The organism is uncultured Sunxiuqinia sp. (assembly GCF_963974515.1).
In the GTDB taxonomy this organism is placed as follows: Bacteria; Bacteroidota; Bacteroidia; order Bacteroidales; family Prolixibacteraceae; genus Sunxiuqinia.
The window spans coordinates 1-22231 of record NZ_CAXBDD010000038.1; the positions used below are offsets into that span (position 1 = coordinate 1).

Annotated in this window: 15 protein-coding genes; 5 read left to right on the forward strand and 10 right to left on the reverse strand. The window is 44.7% G+C overall.

Going from position 1 to position 22231, the window contains the following annotated elements:
* The 7 genes from pgl to mutY all read right to left on the reverse strand — a co-directional run.
* On the reverse strand, positions 1-705 hold a 705-nt coding region (gene pgl, locus AAC033_RS10240), incomplete at its 3' end, for a 6-phosphogluconolactonase (RefSeq protein ID WP_339737713.1).
* A gap of 41 nt (positions 706-746) precedes the next feature.
* Complete coding sequence (zwf, locus tag AAC033_RS10245) at positions 747-2258, reverse strand: glucose-6-phosphate dehydrogenase (protein WP_339737715.1); 1512 nt, start codon at positions 2256-2258, stop codon at positions 747-749.
* Positions 2259-2330: 72 nt separating this feature from the next.
* Complete coding sequence (locus AAC033_RS10250) at positions 2331-2948, reverse strand: 4'-phosphopantetheinyl transferase superfamily protein (RefSeq protein WP_339737717.1); 618 nt, start codon at positions 2946-2948, stop codon at positions 2331-2333.
* Between the two features lie 3 nt (positions 2949-2951).
* The gene (gene gldD, locus AAC033_RS10255) at positions 2952-3503 is read right to left on the reverse strand and encodes a gliding motility lipoprotein GldD (RefSeq protein ID WP_339737719.1); all 552 of its coding nucleotides are present in this window, start codon (positions 3501-3503) and stop codon (positions 2952-2954) included.
* Positions 3504-3534: 31 nt separating this feature from the next.
* Positions 3535-4854: a gliding motility-associated protein GldE gene (gene gldE, locus AAC033_RS10260; RefSeq protein ID WP_339737721.1), complete on the reverse strand. Its 1320-nt coding sequence runs from the start codon at positions 4852-4854 to the stop codon at positions 3535-3537.
* 18 nt (positions 4855-4872) lie between these two features.
* Positions 4873-5313, reverse strand: coding sequence for a single-stranded DNA-binding protein (locus tag AAC033_RS10265; protein WP_339737723.1), 441 nt, complete (start codon positions 5311-5313; stop codon positions 4873-4875).
* 126 nt (positions 5314-5439) lie between these two features.
* Positions 5440-6501, reverse strand: coding sequence for an A/G-specific adenine glycosylase (gene mutY, locus AAC033_RS10270; RefSeq protein WP_339737725.1), 1062 nt, complete (start codon positions 6499-6501; stop codon positions 5440-5442).
* A gap of 131 nt (positions 6502-6632) precedes the next feature.
* Between mutY and AAC033_RS10275 the strand changes: the two genes are divergently transcribed.
* The 5 genes from AAC033_RS10275 (at position 6633) to AAC033_RS10295 (ending at position 13799) form a co-directional block, all read left to right on the forward strand.
* The gene (locus tag AAC033_RS10275; protein ID WP_339737727.1) at positions 6633-6920 is read left to right on the forward strand and encodes an HU family DNA-binding protein; all 288 of its coding nucleotides are present in this window, start codon (positions 6633-6635) and stop codon (positions 6918-6920) included.
* A gap of 228 nt (positions 6921-7148) precedes the next feature.
* The gene (locus AAC033_RS10280; RefSeq protein WP_339737729.1) at positions 7149-8699 is read left to right on the forward strand and encodes an Rne/Rng family ribonuclease; all 1551 of its coding nucleotides are present in this window, start codon (positions 7149-7151) and stop codon (positions 8697-8699) included.
* Between the two features lie 216 nt (positions 8700-8915).
* Positions 8916-10940: a cytochrome c biogenesis protein CcdA gene (locus AAC033_RS10285; protein WP_339737731.1), complete on the forward strand. Its 2025-nt coding sequence runs from the start codon at positions 8916-8918 to the stop codon at positions 10938-10940.
* Between the two features lie 163 nt (positions 10941-11103).
* Positions 11104-12174, forward strand: a complete 1071-nt coding sequence (locus AAC033_RS10290; RefSeq protein WP_339737733.1) for a M20 family metallo-hydrolase — start codon at positions 11104-11106, stop codon at positions 12172-12174.
* 245 nt (positions 12175-12419) lie between these two features.
* A complete protein-coding gene (locus AAC033_RS10295; protein ID WP_339737735.1) occupies positions 12420-13799 on the forward strand; it encodes an MFS transporter in 1380 nt (459 codons plus the stop codon).
* 139 nt (positions 13800-13938) lie between these two features.
* Here the strand turns inward: AAC033_RS10295 and AAC033_RS10300 are convergent, their stop codons facing one another.
* The 3 genes from AAC033_RS10300 to argH all read right to left on the reverse strand — a co-directional run bounded on the left by AAC033_RS10300 (position 13939) and on the right by argH (position 21576).
* The gene (locus tag AAC033_RS10300) at positions 13939-15357 is read right to left on the reverse strand and encodes a glutamate synthase subunit beta (protein WP_339737737.1); all 1419 of its coding nucleotides are present in this window, start codon (positions 15355-15357) and stop codon (positions 13939-13941) included.
* Positions 15358-15400: 43 nt separating this feature from the next.
* Positions 15401-19921 carry a glutamate synthase large subunit gene (gene gltB, locus AAC033_RS10305; protein ID WP_339737739.1) on the reverse strand — a complete coding sequence of 1507 codons (4521 nt, stop codon included), beginning with the start codon at positions 19919-19921 and terminating at the stop codon, positions 15401-15403.
* A gap of 323 nt (positions 19922-20244) precedes the next feature.
* Positions 20245-21576: an argininosuccinate lyase gene (gene argH / locus AAC033_RS10310; RefSeq protein ID WP_339737741.1), complete on the reverse strand. Its 1332-nt coding sequence runs from the start codon at positions 21574-21576 to the stop codon at positions 20245-20247.
* Positions 21577-22231 lie beyond the last annotated feature (655 nt).

The window sequence follows — 22231 nt, forward strand, 5'->3', positions numbered from 1 at the left end:
TTCATCCAAAAAGAAGATAATCTTTCCTTGTTTTGGTTCAATATAAGAAGTTGGAAGTCTGCTGGCCATTTTTTTATTATTCATGATTTCGGAAATCGGTTTGGCTTTCGATTTTCCTGAAATAAGGAAATAAACCCGGTTTGCATTGTTGATCACATTTCCGGTCAGGCTTACTCGTTTTTGGCCGCTTTCAGGGTGCGTAGCCACGTCACATATTTTGGATGATTGAAGGAGTTGCATTTCGTGAGGGAAGATTGAAGCCGTGTGTCCATCGTCTCCCATGCCCAAAATGATCAGGTCGAAAACAGGCCAGTCAGCCCGTTCGTTCAGGTGCGACTGGATCTCACGAATGTAATCTTTGGCTGCATCGTCAGGAGGCAGCTCTCCTTTTATTCGGTGCACCTGACTTTCACTCATTTTGATTTTCGAAAGCAAGTGCTTTTGTGTCATTCCGTAGTTGCTTTCTTCATCGCTTGGAGGTACGCATCGCTCGTCGCCCCACCAAAAGTGAATCCGATCCCAAGGCATTTTTGTTGCATAGGACCTGGCTAGTTCATCAAACAGTAACTTGGGGGTACTCCCGCCGGAAAGGGCAATGTCGAAACGCTGTCGGCTGCCTTTTACCATGTGAAAGAGCTCAGACGCAAAAGCTTCGGCTAGTTCTTGGGAGTTGGAGAAAATTTTTACTTCCTTGTTTTCCGCCATGATTCTTGTGTTTTAGTAGTTGCTTCAAATAATTCGTCAAATTACAATTCACAGTAAGTACCGTCATTTGACAGATTCTTACAGGGATAACGCCATTGTCCGTCTTCAATCAATTGGTCGGTAACATCTGGTCCCCAGGTGCCGGCAGGGTAGCCATAAATCGGAATATCCGGATCGTTTTGCCACGCATTCATGATGGGCTGTACGTATTCCCAGGCCTTCTCCACAGCATCGCCACGCGAATAGAGTGTGGCATCACCCTGCATGCAGTCGAGCAGCAAGCGCTCGTAAGCTGTGGGCAAACGTTGAGAGTCAGCCAGATCTTCGTAGTGAAAATCCATGTTAACGGATTGAACCCGGAAGCCGGCTCCAGGAACTTTCATGCCAAATTTGAGCAAGATTCCTTCATCTGGCTGTATGCGTATAACCAGTTGATTAGCGGTTTGTTCGGTGTTGTACTGGTTGCCAAACAAATGATGTGGCGTTTTTTTGAAATGAATCACGACTTCGGTCACCCGGGTAGGGAGCTTTTTGCCGGTTCGGATATAAAACGGGACACCCGCCCAACGCCAGTTGTCAATAAAAAACTTCATCGCCATAAAAGTTTCTGTCCGGCTTTCGGGATCAACACCTCCTTCTTGTCGGTACCCTTTTACCAAGTCGTTTTTAATATGCGATTCGATGTATTGCCCTCGGATCACGTACTTTTCGACTTCCTCTTCCCTGATTGGGCGGAGTGATTGAAATACTTTTAGTACTTCATTTCTGATGGCATCGGCTTCAACAACCACCGGTGGCTCCATAGCTACCAGACCAACCAACTGAAGTAAGTGGTTTTGCACCATGTCACGCATGGCGCCCGAATGATCGTAATAACCTCCACGGCCTTCCACTCCAAGGCTTTCGGCAGAGGTTATTTCAATGTGGTGGATGAAATTGTGGTTCCAGATGGGCTCGAAAATTCCATTGGAGAAACGCGTTACCAAAAGGTTTTGAACCGATTCCTTACCTAAATAATGGTCAATGCGATAGATTTGATTTTCAGCAAAATAGTTGAGCAGGTTCTTGTTGAGTTCTCTGGAGGAATTCAAATCTGTTCCGAATGGTTTTTCTACGATTAATCGTCTGAAACCATCGTCCGATTTGTTTAGTTTGACGCTAGCCAGATTATTCGGAATAATTTCATACAGCTGTGGTGGGGTGGACAGGTAAAAAATGAAATTCTCCGGTATCAGGTTTTCTTTGGCAATGGTCAGCAAACGATCCTTCAATATTGGGTACTCATAGGACTCGGCGGTTGAAATCGATTGGTAGTAAAGCCGGTTAAGAAATTTTTCAAGAAGGTTTTCGTCTTCATTCTTCCCCAGGAATTCGGTCATGCGCTGACGGAATTCTTTGTCGGAAAGGTTGGTGCGGCTTACGCCAAGCACCGCAAAAGCTTCAGGTAGCAGGTTTTGTTTCTCCAATTCGAGAAGGGCAGGAATTAGTTTGCGCTTGGTTAAGTCGCCTGAGGCTCCAAAAATGACTAATATATGTGATTCTGCTTGTTTCATAACGGTAATTTTGGGGATAAACAACTAGCTAGCGATGAAGTTCTAAAAGCGTTTGTTTTTTTATTATCTTGGTTACCTGCCCGCCAAATAAACAACGAAATGCCCGTTGTGCTCAAAATAGTTGAGCTGAAAGGATTGATGACAATTTACTGTTTTTAATTCTGCTGCTAATTGACTGTTTTGCTTCGGCGAAACCGATATCTGATCGACGAAGTGGATGCCCGGGATTCCGGCTATCTTGAAAACCGCTTCCTTGGCGCACCAAAAAAGACAGTGCCATTTTTCATTCTGTTGTGCCAGTTCAATTTCTGCTGGCGAGAGGTATTTTCTTTCAATTCCTAAAAAATTCCGGTTTAAGCTTTCAATATCCAGCCCAACCCGTCGATACGGGTGAAGAAAGATGCCTGCCAGTTGGTGGGAGTGGCTGATGCTAATATGCTGATAGTTGACATGTTTGATTTGTGGTTGGCCGTTTTCGTTATAATAAACTTTGAGGTCGTTGCAGCCAATGTGTCTCAGCATCATCTTTACTGTCAGCCATTCCTGTTGTCTTTTCTTATTTTTCAGCGTTTGAAATGTTTGGTCTGTTTCCAGCAGGGGAAACTGCATCTTCAGCCACTCCAGGTCTTCATCCAGTTCCCAAAGTAACAGCAAACCCTCTTCAATATGAACTTCTTTTGCTAATGGCATCGGTCAATTCCAGCTTGTTGTTTCAATCAAATGAATAATATCGGGCCGAAGGAAATCGATGACTGGCCGGATCGAGTCAATATTCGGTATTTCGCGAATGTAGAGTGCACCGCGCAAAAAATGTCTGGTGCTGTCGGTCAGGTAAAACTGAATCGGCGAAGCGGCATTCCCCTCAATATAATAAATGGTGCCATAAACGTTTCTGTCGGGATTAACGAACACCCGCTCCTCAATGGCATCGGCTTTGATGGAATGGTCATACGCCAAACGCCGCGATTCTTCCATGCGTTTATTCAGATCGTCATTTAGTTGGGCATAGCTGAGGTGCAAGTCCGTTTTGTTGGCTGGTGTGCTGATCGTCATCCATCCGGAATCAGCAATTGCGGCTGACGAGGGACGGGCTTGCGAATAGTCAGCGATTTCGAACGAATACGGGAGATCCTGATCTAATTGATGGTACGATTTTTCAGGAAAGTCAATCCGGAAGTAACCACGGGGTTTTGGTGTGTATTCTTTTTGGCAGCTGGCCAACACCGCGAGAATTATACTTATCAAAAGCAGTTGATTTTGCATAGAGAATCATTCGTTAGTTAATCTCAACTTTGATTTTTTTTATGCGTCGGTTGTCAACAGACTCAATTGAGAAGTCAAAATTTTCGCAAGTTAATTTCTCGTGAACGACCGGAATTTCGCCTCTCAGTTCAAGGATTAATCCGGCCAGTGTATCAGCGTCTCCTTTGTAATCATCAAAAACATGGTCGTTGGTGCCGGTAATTTTATAAAAGTCATGCAGCAGGATCTTGCCGTCAAACAGGTATTTGTTTTCTGAAATTTTGGCAAAATAGTTTTCTTCCTCATCAAATTCGTCAACAATTTCTCCTACAATCTCTTCCAGTACATCTTCCAGGGTGACAATTCCGGAGCTTCCGCCGTACTCATCGACCACAATTGCCATGTGAACTTTGTTTTTCTGAAACTCTTCGAGCAGGTCGTCAATCTTTTTGGTCTCGGGCACATAAAATGGCGGGCGGATAATGGTTTGCCATTTGAAGTTTTCTTTTTTGTGAATGTGTGGAAGCAAATCCTTGATATAAAGGATTCCTTTGATGTTGTCAAAGGAGCCCGAATAAACCGGAATACGCGAATAGCCCGATTCATTGATCAGGTTAATGACTTTGTTGTAGGAGTCTTTGAGGTCGAGCGCTTCAACATCCACACGCGAACGCATTATTTCAACGACATTTTTATTTCCAAATTTGACAATTCCCTCCAGAATTTCCTTGTCTTCGTTGTGTTCATGCTCCAGGGTGAGTTCCAGTGCCTGCGATAACTCATTGACTGAAATATTTTGCGTTTGTTTTTGAAAACGTCTCTTGACGAAAGATGTTGAGTAGATAAGGACTGAATTGACTGGCCGGAAAATTCGCTCGAGCACGATCAGTGGAATGGCCATGAAACGAGCAAAGCCCAGTGGGTGCCTCGTTGCATATACTTTAGGGATGATTTCTCCAAAAAGAAGCAAGATAAACGTAATGATAACGACCTGGAAGATAAAGCCGAGGGTAGGTGAGGAGGTGAAATTGAATAGCTTCCCAACAGTATAGGCCGAGAGAATGACAATCCCCACATTGACAAAATTATTGGCCACCAATATGGTGGCCAATAATTTTTCAGGGCTTTCAAGATTTTTTTGGATCGCTTGATTCTGTCTGCTTTTGACGGACTTGAGTTTTTCATGGTCTTGCGGGCTCAGTGAAAAATAGGCGACTTCGGAGCCTGATATCAATGCCGAAGAAAATAATAAGACCAATATAAAAGCAAGGCTAAGAATTACAGCGGTTGTGAGGGGATAAAATTCAATATCCCAGTTAATTGCTGTGAGTATCGGTAAAGGGTCTGTTTCCAATTAAATCAGTTTAAATTTTTAAAATGGCAAATCGTCTTCTTCGTTTTGTTCAAAGTCCGGTTCGCTGGCTCGATTTTCCTTTTCGTTCTGCGGGCTGGCGTGTTGGTTGTCATTATTTCCACCCTGATTGCGTGGGCCCCCAAGCATTTCCATATTGTCGCCGTAAATTTCTGTTGTATAACGCTTGTTACCTTCTTTGTCTTCCCACGAACGCGTGCGAATACGACCTTCAATGTACAAACGGTCACCTTTTTTTACATATTGCTCGACAACTTTTGCCAAGCCTCTCCAAATAACAATGTTGTGCCATTCGGTTGTAGTTACTTTTTCGCCGTTTTTTGCGGTGTAGCTCTCAGAGGTGGCCAGCGAAAAATTGGCGACAGCAACATCTTTGTCAAGATACCTGACTTCAGGGTCTTTGCCTACATTTCCGACTAAAATTACTTTGTTTACTGACATAGCTAAGGTTTTAAAATTAAACAATAATGAATTTACAAAATTTCCTCCTCTGAGAGCCAAATATTTTAAAAAATCATGAACTACACGATTTTGGGCCTTAAACCCTTCATTTCTCATACGAACGAATCAAAGCCAGTTATTTTGTTCCAGCTCCTTTTCAATTGGTTTGGGAACGGCAAAGTTAAAAATATCTTTTTTATTCACCCTAATCAAGTTGGATGGGATATTTATTTTGCCAGCTAATTTCAGGTAAATAAAACGGTAGAAAATGTGTTGGTGACTTAATACCTGCTTTTGCCAGTAAGTTTCTTTTTTGATCTGAATTTCGGTTTCCGGAGGAAAAAATGGTTGGTGTTCGTTAAGCGTGCTGAAAAGGTCGCTTTTTTCGGTGGTTTCAGCAACGGGGAATTCATATAGGTTTTTCCAGATGTCATTCTCAGTCCGTTTGTTGAGGTAGGTGTATTGCCCGTGTTCAATAACCAGGTAACTGAAATAACGTTTCCTGATTGTGGTTTTACCTTTTTTAACGGGTAACGATTCTGTCAGGTCATTCTTCCACGCAACACAGACATTATTAAGAGGGCAATTTTCGCAGTCTGGTTTTTTGGGTGTGCATTGAATGGCACCTAACTCCATGAGGGCTTGGTTGAACTGCCCCGGTTGACGTTCATCAATCAATTCATTGGCCAGTTTTGTAAATTCTTTTTTCCCTATTCCCGTGTCGATGGGAGTGCTGATTCCAAAAACGCGAGACAAGAGGCGGAAAACATTGCCATCAACGGTTGCATGTGGCAAATTGAATGCAATGGACGCAATGGCTGATGCAGTATATTCACCCACGCCTTTTAGCCGGAGCAAGCTTGCGTAATCTGCCGGAAACTTGCCTTGGTGTTCTCGGACGATGCTGTTTGCCGTGCTGTGCATGTTACGGGCACGGGAGTAGTACCCCAGTCCCTGCCACATTTTCAAGATTTCATCTTCCGAAGCAGCCGCAAAATCATGGACGGTGGGATAGGAGTCAATGAACTTCAAATAATAGGCCATCCCCTGATCAATACGGGTTTGTTGCAGGATGATTTCCGACAGCCAAATGGAATAGGGATCAAGGGTTTCGCGCCAGGGGAGTTCGCGCTTGTGTTTCTCGTACCAATTCAGAACAATAAGGGCGAAAGAGCTGTTTTTAATCATAACTGCTTTAAAATCTTTATGAATTGCAAAAATAATTCATTTCAGATGTATATAGTTTTTAAATAATTTTTATTTTTGCACACCGATTAGCACGAATTTTATAATTTATTGAAAACTAAATATTTTAAGAGATGACTAAAGCAGATATTGTTAATGAAATTAGCAAGAACACGGGAATCGAAAAAGTAACAGTACAAAAAGCGGTAGAGGCTTTTATGGAAACAGTAAAAGACTCATTAACTGAAGGAAGAAATGTTTATCTTCGGGGATTTGGTAGCTTTATCGTGAAAAAGAGAGCTGAGAAAACAGCACGTAATATTTCGAAGAATACAACAATTATTATTCCTGAGCATTTTATCCCGGCTTTTAAACCAGCCAAAACGTTTGTTGCTCAAGTTAAAGATGAAGTAAAAAAATAAAGTTATGCCAAGCGGAAAAAAAAGAAAAAGACATAAGATGGCTACGCACAAGCGTAAAAAAAGACTACGTAAGAACAGACACAAGAAAAAGAAATAGTCTTACGCTTTTTCTAGCAGTAGCTTAGAAAAAAAAGAATGATTAAACCTAAAGCGCAAAAGTGCTTTAGGTTTAATCCGTTTTTAACTAATGTAAAAAGTTACATTATAAATTAAAATTAAAATAACGTTGTGAGTAGCGATCTAATTATTGATGTCTCTCCCTCTGAAGTCGTTATTGCCTTATTAGAAAATAAACGCTTAGTTGAACTTACCAGGGAAAAAAGCGGAGCAAAATTTGCCGTAGGCGATATTTATTTAGCCAAGGTGAAGAAAATTATGCCGAGCTTAAACGCTGCATTCATCGACGTTGGTTATGAAAAAGATGCATTTTTGCATTATCTCGACATGGGACCTCAGTTTTCAACTTTGAATAAGTTCATGAAAATTGCCAGTTCCAAAAAGAACCGTATTTCTTCATTATCTAAAATTCATTCTTTGCCCGATATTAACAAGGAGGGCAAAGTAACAGAGGTACTTAAAGCAGGCCAGAACATTCTGGTACAAATAGCCAAGGAACCCATTTCCACCAAGGGCCCCAGGCTAACTTCTGAGCTTTCAATAGCTGGACGAAATTTAGTGTTGATGCCTTTCAGCGACAAAGTTAGTGTGTCGCAAAAGATTAGCTCAACCGAAGAAAAAAACAGGCTGAAGAAATTAATACAAAGTATTCGACCGAAGAAATATGGTGTGATTGTCCGAACCGTTGCCGAAGGTAAACGGGTAGCAGAACTAGACCAGGAACTGAAAAGACTGGTTGCTAAATTTGAAACCACTTTCCAAAAACTGAAAATAGCCACTGCCCCGGCTTTAGTAGTTGGAGAGATCGACCGGACAACAGCTTTATTACGGGATATTTATACCCCAACGTTTAACAGCATCATCGTGAACGATGCTGCTGTAGCTGATGATGTAGCCGATTACATTGCGACGATTGCTCCGGAAAAACGAAAAATTGTAAAAACTTACAAAGGAGGACAACCAATTTTCGAATATTTCGGAGTAGACAAGCAAGTAAAAGCGTCATTTGGACAAACCGTTTCATTTAAAAACGGCGCTTACCTGATTATTGAGCATACCGAAGCTTTTCATGTGATTGACGTTAACAGCGGCAATCGGTCAAAAGCAGGAGTTGATCAGGAAACCAATGCACTGGAAGTCAACCTGGCAGCAGCCGAGGAAGTAGCAAGACAATTGAGGTTGAGAGATATGGGAGGCATCATCGTGATCGATTTTATCGACATGCATGAAGCAGGAAACCGACAAAAGGTTTTTGAACGTATGAAAGAGGCGATGGGAGATGATCGCACCAAACACAACATACTGCCATTAAGTAAGTTTTGTTTGATGCAAATCACCCGCCAACGGGTAAGGCCAGAAGAGCATGTAGAAACAGCTGAAGTCTGTCCGTCATGCAAGGGCACCGGAAAAGTAAATCCATCCATTCTCTTTACAGATGAACTGAGCAGCAAAGTCAACTACATTTTTAAAGATTTAAACAAGAAGAGTTTGACCTTGAAGGTTCATCCCTATGTGGCCGCTTTTTTAACCAAAGGAATTCATTCCATTAAAAGAAAGTGGGCCTTTAAGTATTTCAGGAGAATCACCGTTGAAGGCGTGAATGCCTACAGCTTTCTGGAGTATCATTTTTACGACGATAATTTAGACGAAATTATTCTTTAATACCTAAAAATCCCGGGCGAACAGTCTGGGATTTTTACTTTTAAACTCATTAACAATCGTTCAGGTTTCTTATGGAACATCCAAATATGTTGATAATTAAATATTTGATCTAAGAAATGCCTCAGCCTTGCCTCGCACATGGTTGAATGTCATTTCCAGAACAAGCATTTCCTGACTATCTTTGTTATATTCATCAAAAAAATAGAAGATATTCGTATGAAACTAAAAAAGCGTTTTCTGACAGTCGTTCTGCTTTTGTTTGTATTTCCTGTATTTTCGCAGGTTTTGGAGCCGGTGAAATGGAGCTTCGATTCGAAACAAGATGGTAAAGAGGTTCAACTCATCTTTAAAGCTACCATTGAAGAAACCTGGCATTTGTATGATACTTATCTCCCTGAAGGTGGTCCTGTCCCCACTTCAATCAACTACGAAGATACTGCTCAGTTCGAGTTCGTTGGCGATTTGCAAAAGAAACCCGAGCCGGTGGAAGAGTTTGATCAAACCTTTCAAATGGATTTGCGGTATTACAGCGATCAGGTGGAGTTTATCCAGACTATTCGTTTAAAGACTGATGATCCCCTTGTTATTGCTGGTTATGTAGAGTTTATGTGTTGCGACGATGAAGTATGTTTGCCACCCACCGAAGCCGATTTTAGCTTTTCCTTTAATGGTGCTGATGAAGGGGGTACCGGACAAGTTGAAGCCCCCGGAGATAAGGAAACAACAACGCCCCGGTTGCTGACTGATAAGGGCAAGGAGGGCTCGACGGAAACGCTTTGGTTGTTTTTCTTCTTCGCTTTTTTAGCTGGTTTGGCTGCCATTCTTACGCCTTGTGTTTTTCCGATGATTCCGATGACCGTTTCATTTTTCATGCATAGCGGTGAGTCGAAGCTGAAATCACGTCTGTATGCGGCGTTTTATGGGTTTTCAATTATCGCCATTTATACGGTTGTCGGAACACTGGTAGCTGTGGTTTTTGGACCCGATGCCGCCAACTGGCTGAGTACACACTGGCTTCCCAATATTTTGTTTTTTATCATTTTCGTGCTTTTTGCCTTTTCTTTTTTCGGCATGTTCGAGATTGTGATGCCCAGTTGGCTGGTCAACAAGTCGGACAAGCAAGTGGATAAAGGCGGATTTTTAGGCTCTTTCTTTATGGCGCTGACCCTGGTGCTGGTTTCGTTTTCATGTACCGGGCCAATTGTGGGCGCTATTCTAGTTGAATCGGCCGGAGGAGCTGTATTGAAGCCAATTGTCGGCATGTTTGCATTTGCTCTGGCTTTTGCTCTGCCCTTTACTTTATTTGCGCTGTTCCCGGGTTGGTTAAGCAACCTTCCCAAGTCGGGCGGTTGGTTGAATTCGGTGAAAGTCGTGCTGGGGTTTTTGGAACTGGCGCTTGGCTTAAAGTTCCTGAGTATTGCCGACCAGACCTATCATTGGGGAATTCTCGACCGCGAAGTTTATCTGGCACTTTGGATCGTTATTTTTACTTTGCTGGGCTTGTACTTGCTGGGAAAGCTGAAGTTTTCGCACGACAGCGATTTGAAATTCATCTCCGTTCCGCGGTTAATGATGGCCATTGCATCTTTTTCCTTTGTGGTTTATCTGATTCCGGGCATGTTTGGTGCGCCACTAAAAGCGATTGCAGGCTATGTCCCACCGCAAAGCACCCACGATTTTGACTTGCACAAGATTATTCGCGACGAAGTACGATTGGTTAGTGCCACAGGCGGGAATATTGGTTTTTATGAAGGAAGCGAGCAATGTGAAGAACCGAAGTTTGGTGAGTTTTTGCATTTGCCTCATGGGCTGGATGGCTATTTCGACTATGAACAAGGGATGGCTTGCGCCAAGGCATTGAACAAACCGGTTTTTATCGATTTTACGGGGCATGGCTGCGTGAACTGTCGCGAGATGGAAGCAGCCGTTTGGTCTGATCCGAGGGTGTTGGCACGGCTTCAGAATGAGTTTGTGATCATCGCGTTGTATGTGGATGACAAATCGAAATTGCCTGAAGGTGAATGGGTGACTTCAAGCTACGACGGGAAAGTGAAAAAGACGTTAGGAAAAAAATATGCCGACTTTCAGATTACAAAGTTTGGTGTCAATGCGCAACCCTATTACGTGCTGACCGATACGGAAGGCGAATTGCTTGTTGATCCGAAAGCTTACGATTTAAACCCGGATAACTTTGTTCGGTTTTTGGATGAAGCGCTGATGGAGTTTGAGAAGCGTAATTAACGTGTTTGTCTATGCCAAGAAAGCTGCAACATTTTTCTGACAGAAAATGGTTGCAGCTTTTTTTATTTCTATCGGTGAGCACTATTTTGTCATCGAATGTTTCACATGAAAGAAAAACCGTATTTTTAAAACCCTGTTTATTCAGGAAAAACCACCGACTGAGATGAAGGAATACATTCAACTATTAAAGAGACTGATCCGGGTTCAAGCGTTTAGCAAGGAAGAAGAGCCTGCTGCTAACTTGATTCGTCAAGTGTTGACGGAGAAAGGAATTGCCTTTCAGACCAAGAAAAATAACACTTGGGCGAAGAATACGAACTGGCAAGAAGGCCATCCCGTAATTTTGCTGAACTCGCATATTGACACGGTTCGTCCGGCTAAAAACTGGACCAAAGATCCGTTTGGCGCTGAAATGGACGGAGATTGTTTGTACGGACTGGGAAGCAATGATGCCGGGGCTTCGTTGGTGACGCTGCTCGCCGTATTTGTTCATTTTAACCAGAAGAATGACTTGCCATTCAATTTGATTTATGCGGCTTCGGCTGAGGAGGAAATTTCGGGACCGGATGGCATGGCCAGCCTGATTGCTGATTTAGGGTTTGTGGACCTGGCAATTGTTGGCGAGCCTACGCAAATGCAAATGGCGATTGCCGAAAAGGGACTGATGGTGCTCGACTGCACTGCTCATGGAAAAGCAGGCCATGCTGCCCGCAATGAAGGTGAAAATGCCCTGTATAAGGCGCTGGATGATATCCAGAAGTTGAGGGATTATCGCTTCGAAAAAACATCGAAAGTGCTGGGTGAGGTGAAGCTTTCGGTTACCCAAATCAATGCCGGCTCGCAACACAATGTGGTGCCCGATCAATGCACTTTTGTGGTCGATGTACGCACCAACGAACATTATTCCAACCAACAGGCTTTTGAAATTGTAGCTGGCTTGATTGAGTCGGAGGTAAGAGCCCGTTCTTTTCGTCTGAATTCTTCAGGGATTGAACTCGCTCATCCCATTGTTCGGCGGGGAGTAGACTTGGGGCTGACTTACTATGGCTCGCCAACGACTTCCGATCAGGCCGTGATGCCGTTTCCATCCATCAAAATCGGGCCGGGCGACAGTGCGCGTTCGCATACGGCTGATGAATACATCCGGTCTTCGGAAATTGAAGAGGGCTTTAAAATCTATGTCGCCTTGCTTGACGGGCTAATCTTGAAAGCCCGAGAATTCGGTAATGCCTAACTGTTGTTGGAGTTCTTTGCAAAGGGAGGGGCGTTCCTCCCGCTTGCTTCGACCATTCCCTTGGCTTGCAGACACCATGCCCTCGCCTTGTAGCTGCCATTCTCTTGCTTTGCAGACTCCCTTGTCTTGGTATCTACCCAACCTACCCTTATCAGGGGAAACAAACCCCAATGGAGGTCTTCCTTTTTCCTGTGATGAATTAATCTTACTTTTGCGTGACTTGACCAATACTTTTGCTGAAAATTATGCTGTGGACCAAAAGGCAAATCTCAATCATTGGCATTGTGGCTGTCACCTCTTTTATGGGGACGTTTCTGATTTCATCGGTGAACATTGCTTTGCCGGCTATCGAAAAGAGTTTTGGGCTCGATGCCGTTAGCCTGAGCTGGGTGGTTACTTCCTTTTTGTTGGCCACCGCCATGTTCTTATTGCCTCTCGGCCGATTGGGCGATTTAAAAGGCATTCGGCGGCTGTTTAAGCTGGGCGTACTAATTTTTACTTTGTCGTCACTCGCCTGTGGCTTGGCGGGTTCAGGCTTCTGGCTGATTCTTTTTCGCTTCATCCAGGGAGTGGGTGCAGCCTTTACCAGCACCACCGGACCGGCAATTCTGGTGTCAGCTTTTTTACCGCAATACAGGGGACGGGTGTTGGGGCTTTCGGTTTCGGCCGTTTATCTGGGGCTGGCTTTTGGCCCTTTTGCCGGCGGAATTTTAACGCAATACCTGGGATGGCGCACCATCTTTTTTGTGTCCACTTTTTTAGGCGTGCTGACTACTTTGATTGCTTTTCTTTTTCTGGGGAAGGACGAAGCGCGGGCTGATGCCAGTCAAAAGATCGATCTGAAAGGCGCGGGGGTTTACATGCTTGGCTTGGTGGCACTCGTTTATGGTTCTTCGCAAATTGACAACGGCTCGGGCTGGATGATGATGGGATGCGGCGCGCTGGCGCTGATTGTTTTCTGGATGCTGGAAAGCCGGTCGGACCGGCCGGTGATTGACACCAAATTATTTACCAAAAACCGCTTGTTTGCCTATTCGAACCTGGCAGCCCTGATTAACTACAGCGCCACCTTTGCAATCGTCTTTTTGTTGAGCTTGTACTTGCAAAAGATTCAGGGATTGGCGCCCCGCGATGCCGGAGCCATATTGGTGGCGCAACCCATTATGATGGCCATCTTTTCGCCTGTTGCAGGGCGGCTTTCCGACCGAATTCAACCGCGCTACCTGGCCAGCTTGGGCATGACGATGTGTTCGATTGGGCTAGGCGCTTTCGCATTTCTTGACGCTGACACTCCGCTATGGCTGATTGTGGTCCTGCTGGTTTGGGTGGGGCTCGGTTTTGCTTTTTTCTCTTCGCCCAATATGAATACTATTATGAGTTCGGTGGCTAAAACCCAGTATGGGCTGGCATCGGGCTCGGCGGCCACCATGCGGGTGCTGGGGCAAATTGTCAGCATGACCATTGCCACCCTTTTCTTTGCCGGCATGCTTGGCGGACAGGCCATTGAGCTTGTTCCAGACGATCTGTTTATTGAGGTGATGAAGTGGGGATTCATCAGTTTTGCACTCATCAGCGTGGTTGGCATTTACTTTTCCTATAACCGGGGACAAATGAGCCGGGCGTGATGCCGGGAGCCTGTTTGCTCTACTCTGTGGATGACTCGAAGGCATCTGATCAGTGTCAACCATCAAAAAAAAAGCCCCGCGAAAATTGCGAAGCCTTTTAATGGTATTACGAGTTGTGATATTCTACTGTAAGCGTTCGCTAGCTTAAAAATTCATCGATGGCGGCTGCCGCATCCTTACCACACTGAATGGCGTGAACCACCAGGCTGGCGCCACGTTCAACGTCGCCGGCTGCAAATACCTTGGCAATTGAGCTTTGCTTCTTCTTGTTGACTTTTACATTGCCGCGCGCATCGTATTCAACGCCCAGTTCTTCGAGTAAGCCATTGTGTACCGGTTGAGTGAAGCCCATGGACAATAAAACCAATTCTGCTTTTAGAATTTGCTCTGTTCCGGGAACTTCCGACATCATCCAACGTCCGTCTTTATCTTTGTCCCAGGTCACTTCCACCACTTCGGCTTCTTTTACCTGTCCGTTTTCGCCAATCAGGCGGCGGGTTGAAAGTGCCCATTTCCGGTCGCATCCTTCCATGTGTGAGCTGGAAGTCCGCAAGGTGGTTGGCCAATAAGGCCAGGGATTGTTGTCGGAACGTGTTTCCGATGGTTTGGGCATGATCTCTATTTGTGTGACGCTGGCTGCTTTTTGACGGATAGAAGTGCCTACGCAGTCGGAGCCGGTATCGCCACCACCAATCACCAGAACATGTTTGCCTTCAGCGGAAATACGCGTGCTCCGGTTGACTCTTTTTCCGGCAACTACTTTGTTTTGCTGGGTCAGGAAATCCATCGCAAAATGAACACCTTCCAGGTCGCGTCCTTCGGTGACCAGGTCGCGAGGTTGTTCGGCGCCCATAGCCAGCAAAACGGCATCGTATTCATTTAGCAATTCTTCTTTCGAGATATCTTTTCCTACACAGGTCTTTGTTTTGAAAATCATGCCTTCCTCTTCGAAAATCGACAGGCGTCGGTCGATGATCCCTTTGTTTAGTTTGAAATCAGGAATCCCGTAGCGGAGTAAACCCCCGATGGCATCGTTTTTTTCGAAAACAGTCACCTCGTGTCCGGCATGGTTCAGCAGGTCGGCAGCCGATAGTCCGGCAGGTCCTGATCCAATGATCGCCACTTTTTTCCCTGTCCGGAATTGAGGAGGGTTGGCTTTTACCAATCCCAAGTCAAAGGCTTTTTCAACGGTCGACGATTCATTTTCACGAATGGTAACCGATTCGTTGTGGATGGCCAGCACGCATGCCTTTTCGCACGGCGCGGGACAAACGCGGCCGGTCATTTCCGGAAAGCTGTTGCTTGAATGCAGAATATCGTAGGCTTCAGCGTAGTTTTTGTTGTAAATGGCGTCTTGCCATTCCGGAATTTTACTCCCAACGGGGCATCCCCAGTGACAAAACGGAACGCCACAATCCATACAACGTGCTGCCTGTAACCTTCTGTCTTCTTCGTTCAGGGTCTGCTCTACTTCCCCGTAATCATATATTCTTTCGTTTAAAGGTCTGTACCCGCCTTCCTTGCGGAGTACTTTCATAAAACCTCTAGGATCTCCCATAGTCGTATATTCTTTTCTTGTTTTTCAATTCGTTCCTTAATCGCTATTCGTGACGTGATGGATCATCTTCCGTCAATTGTAATTTACGTTCCAGTTCCTTCAGTTTCAGTTCCTCAAGCACCTTTTTGTACTCGAACGGAATTACTTTCACAAATCTTGGCAGGTATTCTTCCCAGTTGGTCAGAATTTTTGCCGCTAAAGAACTTTGTGTGTATAAGAGGTGTTTGTTGATCATTTCCTGCAGCTCATCAATGTCCGTGCGGTCTTCAACTGGCGAAAGCTCAACCAGACCTTTGTTGCAGTAGTAGTCAAAATCACCGTCAACATCGAGCACATAGGCAATTCCACCGCTCATTCCCGCAGCGAAGTTACGTCCTGTTTTTCCCAGCACAACAACCCGTCCACCGGTCATGTATTCGCAACAGTGGTCGCCGGTACCTTCAACAACGGTTTTTGCTCCGGAGTTCCGCACGCAGAACCGTTCGCCGGCAACGCCGCGAATGTAGCCTTCTCCATTGGTCGCGCCATAAAAGGTCGTATTGCCGATGATGATATTTTCTTCGGGCTTGAAATTTGATCCTGCTGGAGGAACCACGACGATCTTACCGCCGGAAAGACCTTTTCCGGTGTAGTCATTGGCATCGCCTTCCAGTCGGAAGTTAATTCCTTTCACCAGGAAAGCACCAAAACTCTGCCCGGCTGTTCCATGGAATGTGCAGTTGATGGTGTCTTCCGGTAATCCTTCTTCACCATAGCGTTTCGAAATTTCGCCTGAAAGCATGGCGCCGATCGTCCGGTCAGTGTTCATGACGGGGTGCGAAATCCAGACTTTCTCTTTTCCTTTAATCGCTTTGTTCGAATCCAGTATCAATTTGTGATCCAGATGATCTTCAATTGATTTCAAGTTTGGATGCGTATTGTGGATGTCGTATTTTTTTGCTTCTTCCGGCATGTGCAATACCTGGGAGAAGTCGATGTTTTTCATTTTCCAGTTGGTGGCTGTTTCGTCAACTTCAAGCAGATCGGCACGTCCAACAAGATCTTCGAATTTAGAAACTCCCATCTCGGCCATGTATTCGCGGACCTCTTCGGCTACAAAACGGAAGAAATTGATAACAAATTCAGATTTTCCGATGAAGCGTTTTCTTAACTCCTTGTCTTGCGTGGCGATACCGGCCGGGCAGGTGTTCAAGTGGCATTTGCGCATCATGATACATCCCATGGTGATGAGTGCTGAGGTTGAGAATCCAAATTCTTCACCACCCAAACATCCCATGGAAACCACATCTTTACCGGTTTTTAGCTGTCCGTCAACCTGTAATTTTACACGTCCGCGCAGGTTATTCATAACCAATGTTTGCTGCGCTTCGGCAATACCCATCTCTGCAGGTAGGCCGGCATGTTTGATAGAACTGGCCGGGCTGGCTCCTGTTCCACCTTCGCCTCCCGAAATGATAATCAAGTCAGAGAAGGCTTTGGCGACACCCGCGGCCACTGTTCCCACGCCATTTTCAGCAACCAGTTTTACCGATACTTTGGCTCTGGGGTTGGTTACTTTCAAGTCGTAAATCAACTGAGCCAAATCCTCAATCGAATATATATCGTGATGAGGAGGAGGCGAAATCAGCGTAATTCCGGGTGTTGAGTTCCGGAGTTTAGCAATAATTTTATTGACTTTAAACCCGGGTAACTGTCCGCCTTCGCCCGGCTTGGCGCCCTGGCAAACTTTAATTTGCAGTTCGTGAGCATTGGTCAGGTAGTTGTTGGTTACGCCAAAACGTCCGGAGGCTATTTGCTTGATGGAGCTCTGTTTGTTGGTTCCAAAACGGTCGGAGCTTTCGCCGCCTTCACCGGTGTTGCTTCGTCCGCCTACGGTATTCATCGCTACGGCCAAGGCTTCGTGGGCTTCCTTGCTGATTGATCCGTAGGACATGGCTCCGGTTACAAACCGTTTCATGATGTTTTCGGCAGGCTCAACCTGATCCAATGGGATCGGATTCTGCTTGAACTTGAAGCATCCGCGAATGAACCCGGGTTTTTTGTTGTCCTGATCAACCAGGGTGCTGTATTCTTTGTATTTGCTGTAGTCGTTTGTTCGGGTTGCCCATTGCAGCAGGCCGATGGCTTCCGGGTTCCAGGCGTGGTGCTCGCCGTATTTCCGCCAGGCATAAACCCCTGAGCTTTCAAAGCGGAATTTCTCTGCTGTGCTACGTTGTTTATAGGCAGCCCTATGGAAACGGGAGTATTCTTCGGCAATTTCTTCCAATCCAATTCCGCTCAGGCGCGAAGCTGTTCCAGTGAAGTACTTGTCCACCAGTTCGCGGCTGACACCCATCGCTTCGAACATCTGAGCTCCATGGTAGGAGCGGAGTGTTGAAATACCCATTTTGGAAAGGATTTTTAGCAAGCCTTTATCAATGGCCTTGATGTAGTTTTTGCGGGCATCTTTGTATTCCAGCTCAACTTTACCTTCTTTCACCAATCGGTCGACGGCCGCAAAAGCCATGTAGGGATTAATGATACTCGCGCCGTAACCCAGCAAAAGGGCGAAGTGGTTGACTTCGCGGGCTTCGGCTGTTTCGACGATTATACCCACCTGCATGCGTTTCTTTTTCGAAATCAGGTGATGATGTACCGCAGCGACTGCCAGTAAGGATGGAATTGGCGCATGCTCTGCATCGACCTTGCGGTCGGACAGTATGATGAAATTCTTTTTGTCATCAACCGCTTTTTCGGCCATTTCAAGCATGTCGTCAAATGCCTGTTTGAAAGCTTTATATCCACCTTTTATCGGGAAAACCATTGGGATGGTTTTATGGGTGAACATCTCATCCTTCAGGTCTTTTATTTTTCCCAGGTCGGTATTGGTGATCAGTGGCCCGTCAAATTTGATCAGCTTGCAATGCTCCGGAGTTTCGGCCAAAATATTGGAGTGCAGCGAGCCAATGTAGTTTGTTAAAGCCATCACCAGTCCTTCCCGGATTGGGTCGATTGCAGGGTTGGTTACCTGTGCAAACATCTGCTTGAAATAGGTGAAGAAAAGCTGTGGCTTTTCGGAGAAAATAGCCAGAGGCGTGTCGTTACCCATCGAGCTGGTGGGCTCGGCAGCACCGATCGCCATCGGCTGAATCAGGTCGTACAGGTCCTCCTTTGAGTAGTTGAAAACCTGTGAAAGGGTTTCAAACTCTTCAATTTCAGAAGGAACACGTTTTTTGACTTTGATATCTTTCATGCGCATGCGGTTTTCTCTTAACCACATTTCGTAAGGATTGCGCTTGCTTAGTTGGTCTTTTACTTCCTTGTCGGGAATGATGATGCCCAGTTTGGTATCGACCAGCAAAATTTTTCCTGGACGAAGCCGCCCTTTTTCTACAATTTCTTCCGGTTGGAATTGCTGAACGCCCACCTCGGACCCCATCACAATCAGATCATTTTTAGTGATGACATAGCGCGAGGGGCGCAAACCGTTTCGGTCGAGTGTGCCACCAATGTAACGACCATCGGAGAATACCATGGAAGCCGGCCCGTCCCACGGTTCCATAATGGTTGAGTGATATTCGTAAAAAGCTTTTAGGGTTTCCGGAATGGGGTTTTTCTCGTTAAACGATTCGGGAATCATCATGCACAAGGCGTGATGCAGCGAACGTCCGGTCAGGTGCAGGAATTCCAGAACATTGTCGAATGAAGCAGAATCGGATTTGTTGTCTTCAACCACCGGCAGGAGTTTCTTCAGGTCTTCTCCAAAAATCTCAGATTTCAACAAGGCTTCGCGAGCTTCCATCCATTTACGGTTTCCTTTTACTGTATTGATCTCGCCATTGTGGGCAAGCATACGGAAAGGTTGCGCCAAATCCCAAGTAGGGAAAGTGTTGGTGCTAAAACGCGAGTGGACCAGCGCGATCGCTGATTTAAACTTTTCGTGTTGAAGATCTTTGAAGTATTCACTGAGCTGAAAAGGCGTAAGCATTCCTTTGTATACAATTGTTCTGGCTGAAAGACTTGGCTGGTAGAATCCTTCCCGGTGTTTCAGATTTGAATTGGCCACAGCTCTTTCCGTAAGTTTCCGCACAAGATATAACTTACGTTCCAGTGCTTCGGGTTCCAGATTTGCTTTAACGAAAACCTGTTTGATAACCGGTTCTGTAAGCTTGGCAATTTCGCCAGGAGCTGACGTGTCAACGGGCACATCGCGGTAGCTGATGAGCTCCAGTCCTTCTTCCTTGATATGTTTTGTCAGAATATCCAGGCAGATATCTGCTTCGTTTTCTTTTTTTGGCAGAAATATTAGGCCGGTGCCGTATTGGCCTGGTTCCGGAACATTAATCTTCAGGACAGACTTGATGTATTCGTGAGGAATTTGCATTAATATACCTGCACCATCACCTGTTGCATTATCGGCACTTGTTGCTCCCCGGTGGTCAAGGTTTTCTAGTACCCGAAGTCCTCTGGATATGATGTCATGAGAGGCCTGACCTTTGATATGAGCCACGAATCCGATCCCACAATTGTCATGTTCATTGGCAGAGTTATATAATCCCTGCGTTTTTGGAAATCTTAACTGCATTCTTTATTCATTTAAATATTTATCACACAAGTCTTGTATATCACTACAAGACACAACACGAGTAGATTGAACAAATTTCAACTACTTTAAATCTTTAAGCAAAACCCACAAAATACTTATGAAGTGAAAGCGAAAATAGCTATTAATTGAATAATATCCAATTGCCTGCCTTTTTTTGCATGTTCGAAAACATGAATAAATCACTTTGTTTTCTGATTATTATTTTATAATCAGGTGAAATTCATAGCAGTTACAAAAAAGATGACGAATAACAAGTTGTTGTAGTCTTATTTTAGAAATAACGTTTTATTAACAGTTGTAGCTTATTTTAATAGCTTTTTGATAGCTGAATCCATCTTTTTGAAGTCAAATGATTCAACAGTCAGATTCCTTTTTTGTTGAATTTCGCGAAGGCAAAGATTCCCGATACTGCCCGCATGGGAGTGTGCCACCTGCTTGCTTGGTTTGTAGTCGCCCTGCTGAATCTGTTTTCCAACCTGGATATAGGCGTCGCGGAACGGAACTCCTTGCTGAACCAACCGGTTGACATCTTCAACACTAAACAGGTATTGGTAGCGGTCGTCTTCCAGAATATTTTCCTTGATAGTCATCTCGCCCAAGGCAAAGTTGGCAATTTTCAGGCAGCTCATGAGTTCGTCGAATGCTGGCAGGAAAACTTCCTTGACGATTTGCAGATCGCGGAAATACCCGCTTGGCAGGTTGTTCGTCATTAGGGTAATTTGGTTGGGCAGGGCCTGCAGTTTGTTGCAATGTGATCGGATTAATTCAAATACATCCGGGTTTTTCTTGTGTGGCATGATGCTCGAGCCGGTGGTTAGTTCGTCGGGAAGAGCTACAAATCCGAAGTTTTGGCTCATAAACAGACAAACGTCAAAGGCCAGCTTCGAGAGTGTAGCGGCGATGGATGACATGGCGAAAGCGACGGTCTTTTCCATCTTTCCACGCCCCATTTGAGCATAAACCACATTGTAGTTCATGGAGTCGAAACCCAGTAGGTCGGTGGTTAATTGCCTGTCGAGGGGAAATGATGAGCCATAGCCGGCAGCCGACCCCAGCGGATTTTGGTTGGTAATCTTAAAGGCGGCCTGCAACAGGGTGAGGTCATCAACCAGGCTTTCGGCGTAGGCGCTAAACCATAGGCCAAAGGAAGACGGCATGGCTACCTGCAGGTGGGTGTAGCCCGGCATCAGTCGACTTTTGTATTTTTCGGCTTGACTAATCAGTGTGTCGAACAGCTCGTTGGAGGCTTCAACCAGTTGACGGATCTCTTCGCGGGCAAACAGTTTCAAGTCCAGCAAAACCTGGTCATTTCTCGATCGTCCGCTGTGTATTTTCTTGCCTACATCACCAAGCTTTTCAGTAAGCAATGATTCCACCTGCGAGTGCACATCTTCAATTCCATCCTCGATAACGAATTCTCCTTTTTCAGCCTTTTGGTAAACCGCTTTCATTTCGGACATCAGCTTTTCCAGTTCATCTTGCTCAAGCAGGCCGATCGATTCAAGCATGATGGTGTGAGCCATGGAGCCGAGAATATCAAATTTCGCCAGGTAGAGATCCAGTTCGCGATCTTTTCCAACCGTGAAGTCTTCAATGAGTTTGTTTACAGGTGTGCCTTTATCCCAGAGTTTCATAATGCAAGAATGGTTATAGTTTTAAAATACCGTTTAAAAGCGTGTTTTTTTGTTCAGACTTGATCAACTAAAAGATCGAGCATGCAAATTAATTACTTTTTTCGGAATAGTCCTATTCAGAACGAAGTCCTCCTTCCAAACGAAGTCCTCCATTTCGGTTTATTCTTTCCATTGGAGGTTTTTTCGAATAAATGTACTCAGTTTATTCTGGCGCTTGAGCAATAAGATTGAATGATTCAATACGGGATGACTAAAAGATATATAAAAACAATAAATACAATCAAAATATCACAAAAAGATTCATAAAAGCTCAAAATGACATATTTCTTGTTTTTAAGCCGTCATTCTATCAGAAAATGATGTTTTTCGTGATACACCCCCTTAAAGTTTGACATTTTTCTATAAAAAATACGAAATCCTGATTGCGTACCCCTTTATACATAGGGGTTTCAATGTTAATTAACTATTAAATTGAATATTGACCCCTTTGTTTTTAGATCCTCGAATGAAAATATACATACTTTTGAACCGGAGATCACAAAATAATGGGGGGTCATTTAAAAAAGAGCATTTCTTTTTTGATCACACGTTAAAGCAAAACACGAAAGAAAGAAGAATAGGTAAAAAGTTTAGTTAAACCCTTTAATTTTTAGAA

What these genes read in the sequence shown, in the direction of transcription:
- zwf (WP_339737715.1), bottom strand. Translation starts at nt 2,258, where the DNA reads ATGAAACAAGCAGAATCACATATATTAGTCATTTTTGGAGCCTCAGGC.
- AAC033_RS10250 (WP_339737717.1), bottom strand. Translation starts at nt 2,948, where the DNA reads ATGCCATTAGCAAAAGAAGTTCATATTGAAGAGGGTTTGCTGTTACTT.
- AAC033_RS10265 (WP_339737723.1), bottom strand. Translation starts at nt 5,313, where the DNA reads ATGTCAGTAAACAAAGTAATTTTAGTCGGAAATGTAGGCAAAGACCCT.
- mutY (WP_339737725.1), bottom strand. Translation starts at nt 6,501, where the DNA reads ATGATTAAAAACAGCTCTTTCGCCCTTATTGTTCTGAATTGGTACGAG.
- AAC033_RS10275 (WP_339737727.1), top strand. Translation starts at nt 6,633, where the DNA reads ATGACTAAAGCAGATATTGTTAATGAAATTAGCAAGAACACGGGAATC.
- AAC033_RS10285 (WP_339737731.1), top strand. Translation starts at nt 8,916, where the DNA reads ATGAAACTAAAAAAGCGTTTTCTGACAGTCGTTCTGCTTTTGTTTGTA.
- AAC033_RS10290 (WP_339737733.1), top strand. Translation starts at nt 11,104, where the DNA reads ATGAAGGAATACATTCAACTATTAAAGAGACTGATCCGGGTTCAAGCG.
- AAC033_RS10295 (WP_339737735.1), top strand. Translation starts at nt 12,420, where the DNA reads ATGCTGTGGACCAAAAGGCAAATCTCAATCATTGGCATTGTGGCTGTC.
- AAC033_RS10300 (WP_339737737.1), bottom strand. Translation starts at nt 15,357, where the DNA reads ATGGGAGATCCTAGAGGTTTTATGAAAGTACTCCGCAAGGAAGGCGGG.
- gltB (WP_339737739.1), bottom strand. Translation starts at nt 19,921, where the DNA reads ATGCAGTTAAGATTTCCAAAAACGCAGGGATTATATAACTCTGCCAAT.
- argH (WP_339737741.1), bottom strand. Translation starts at nt 21,576, where the DNA reads ATGAAACTCTGGGATAAAGGCACACCTGTAAACAAACTCATTGAAGAC.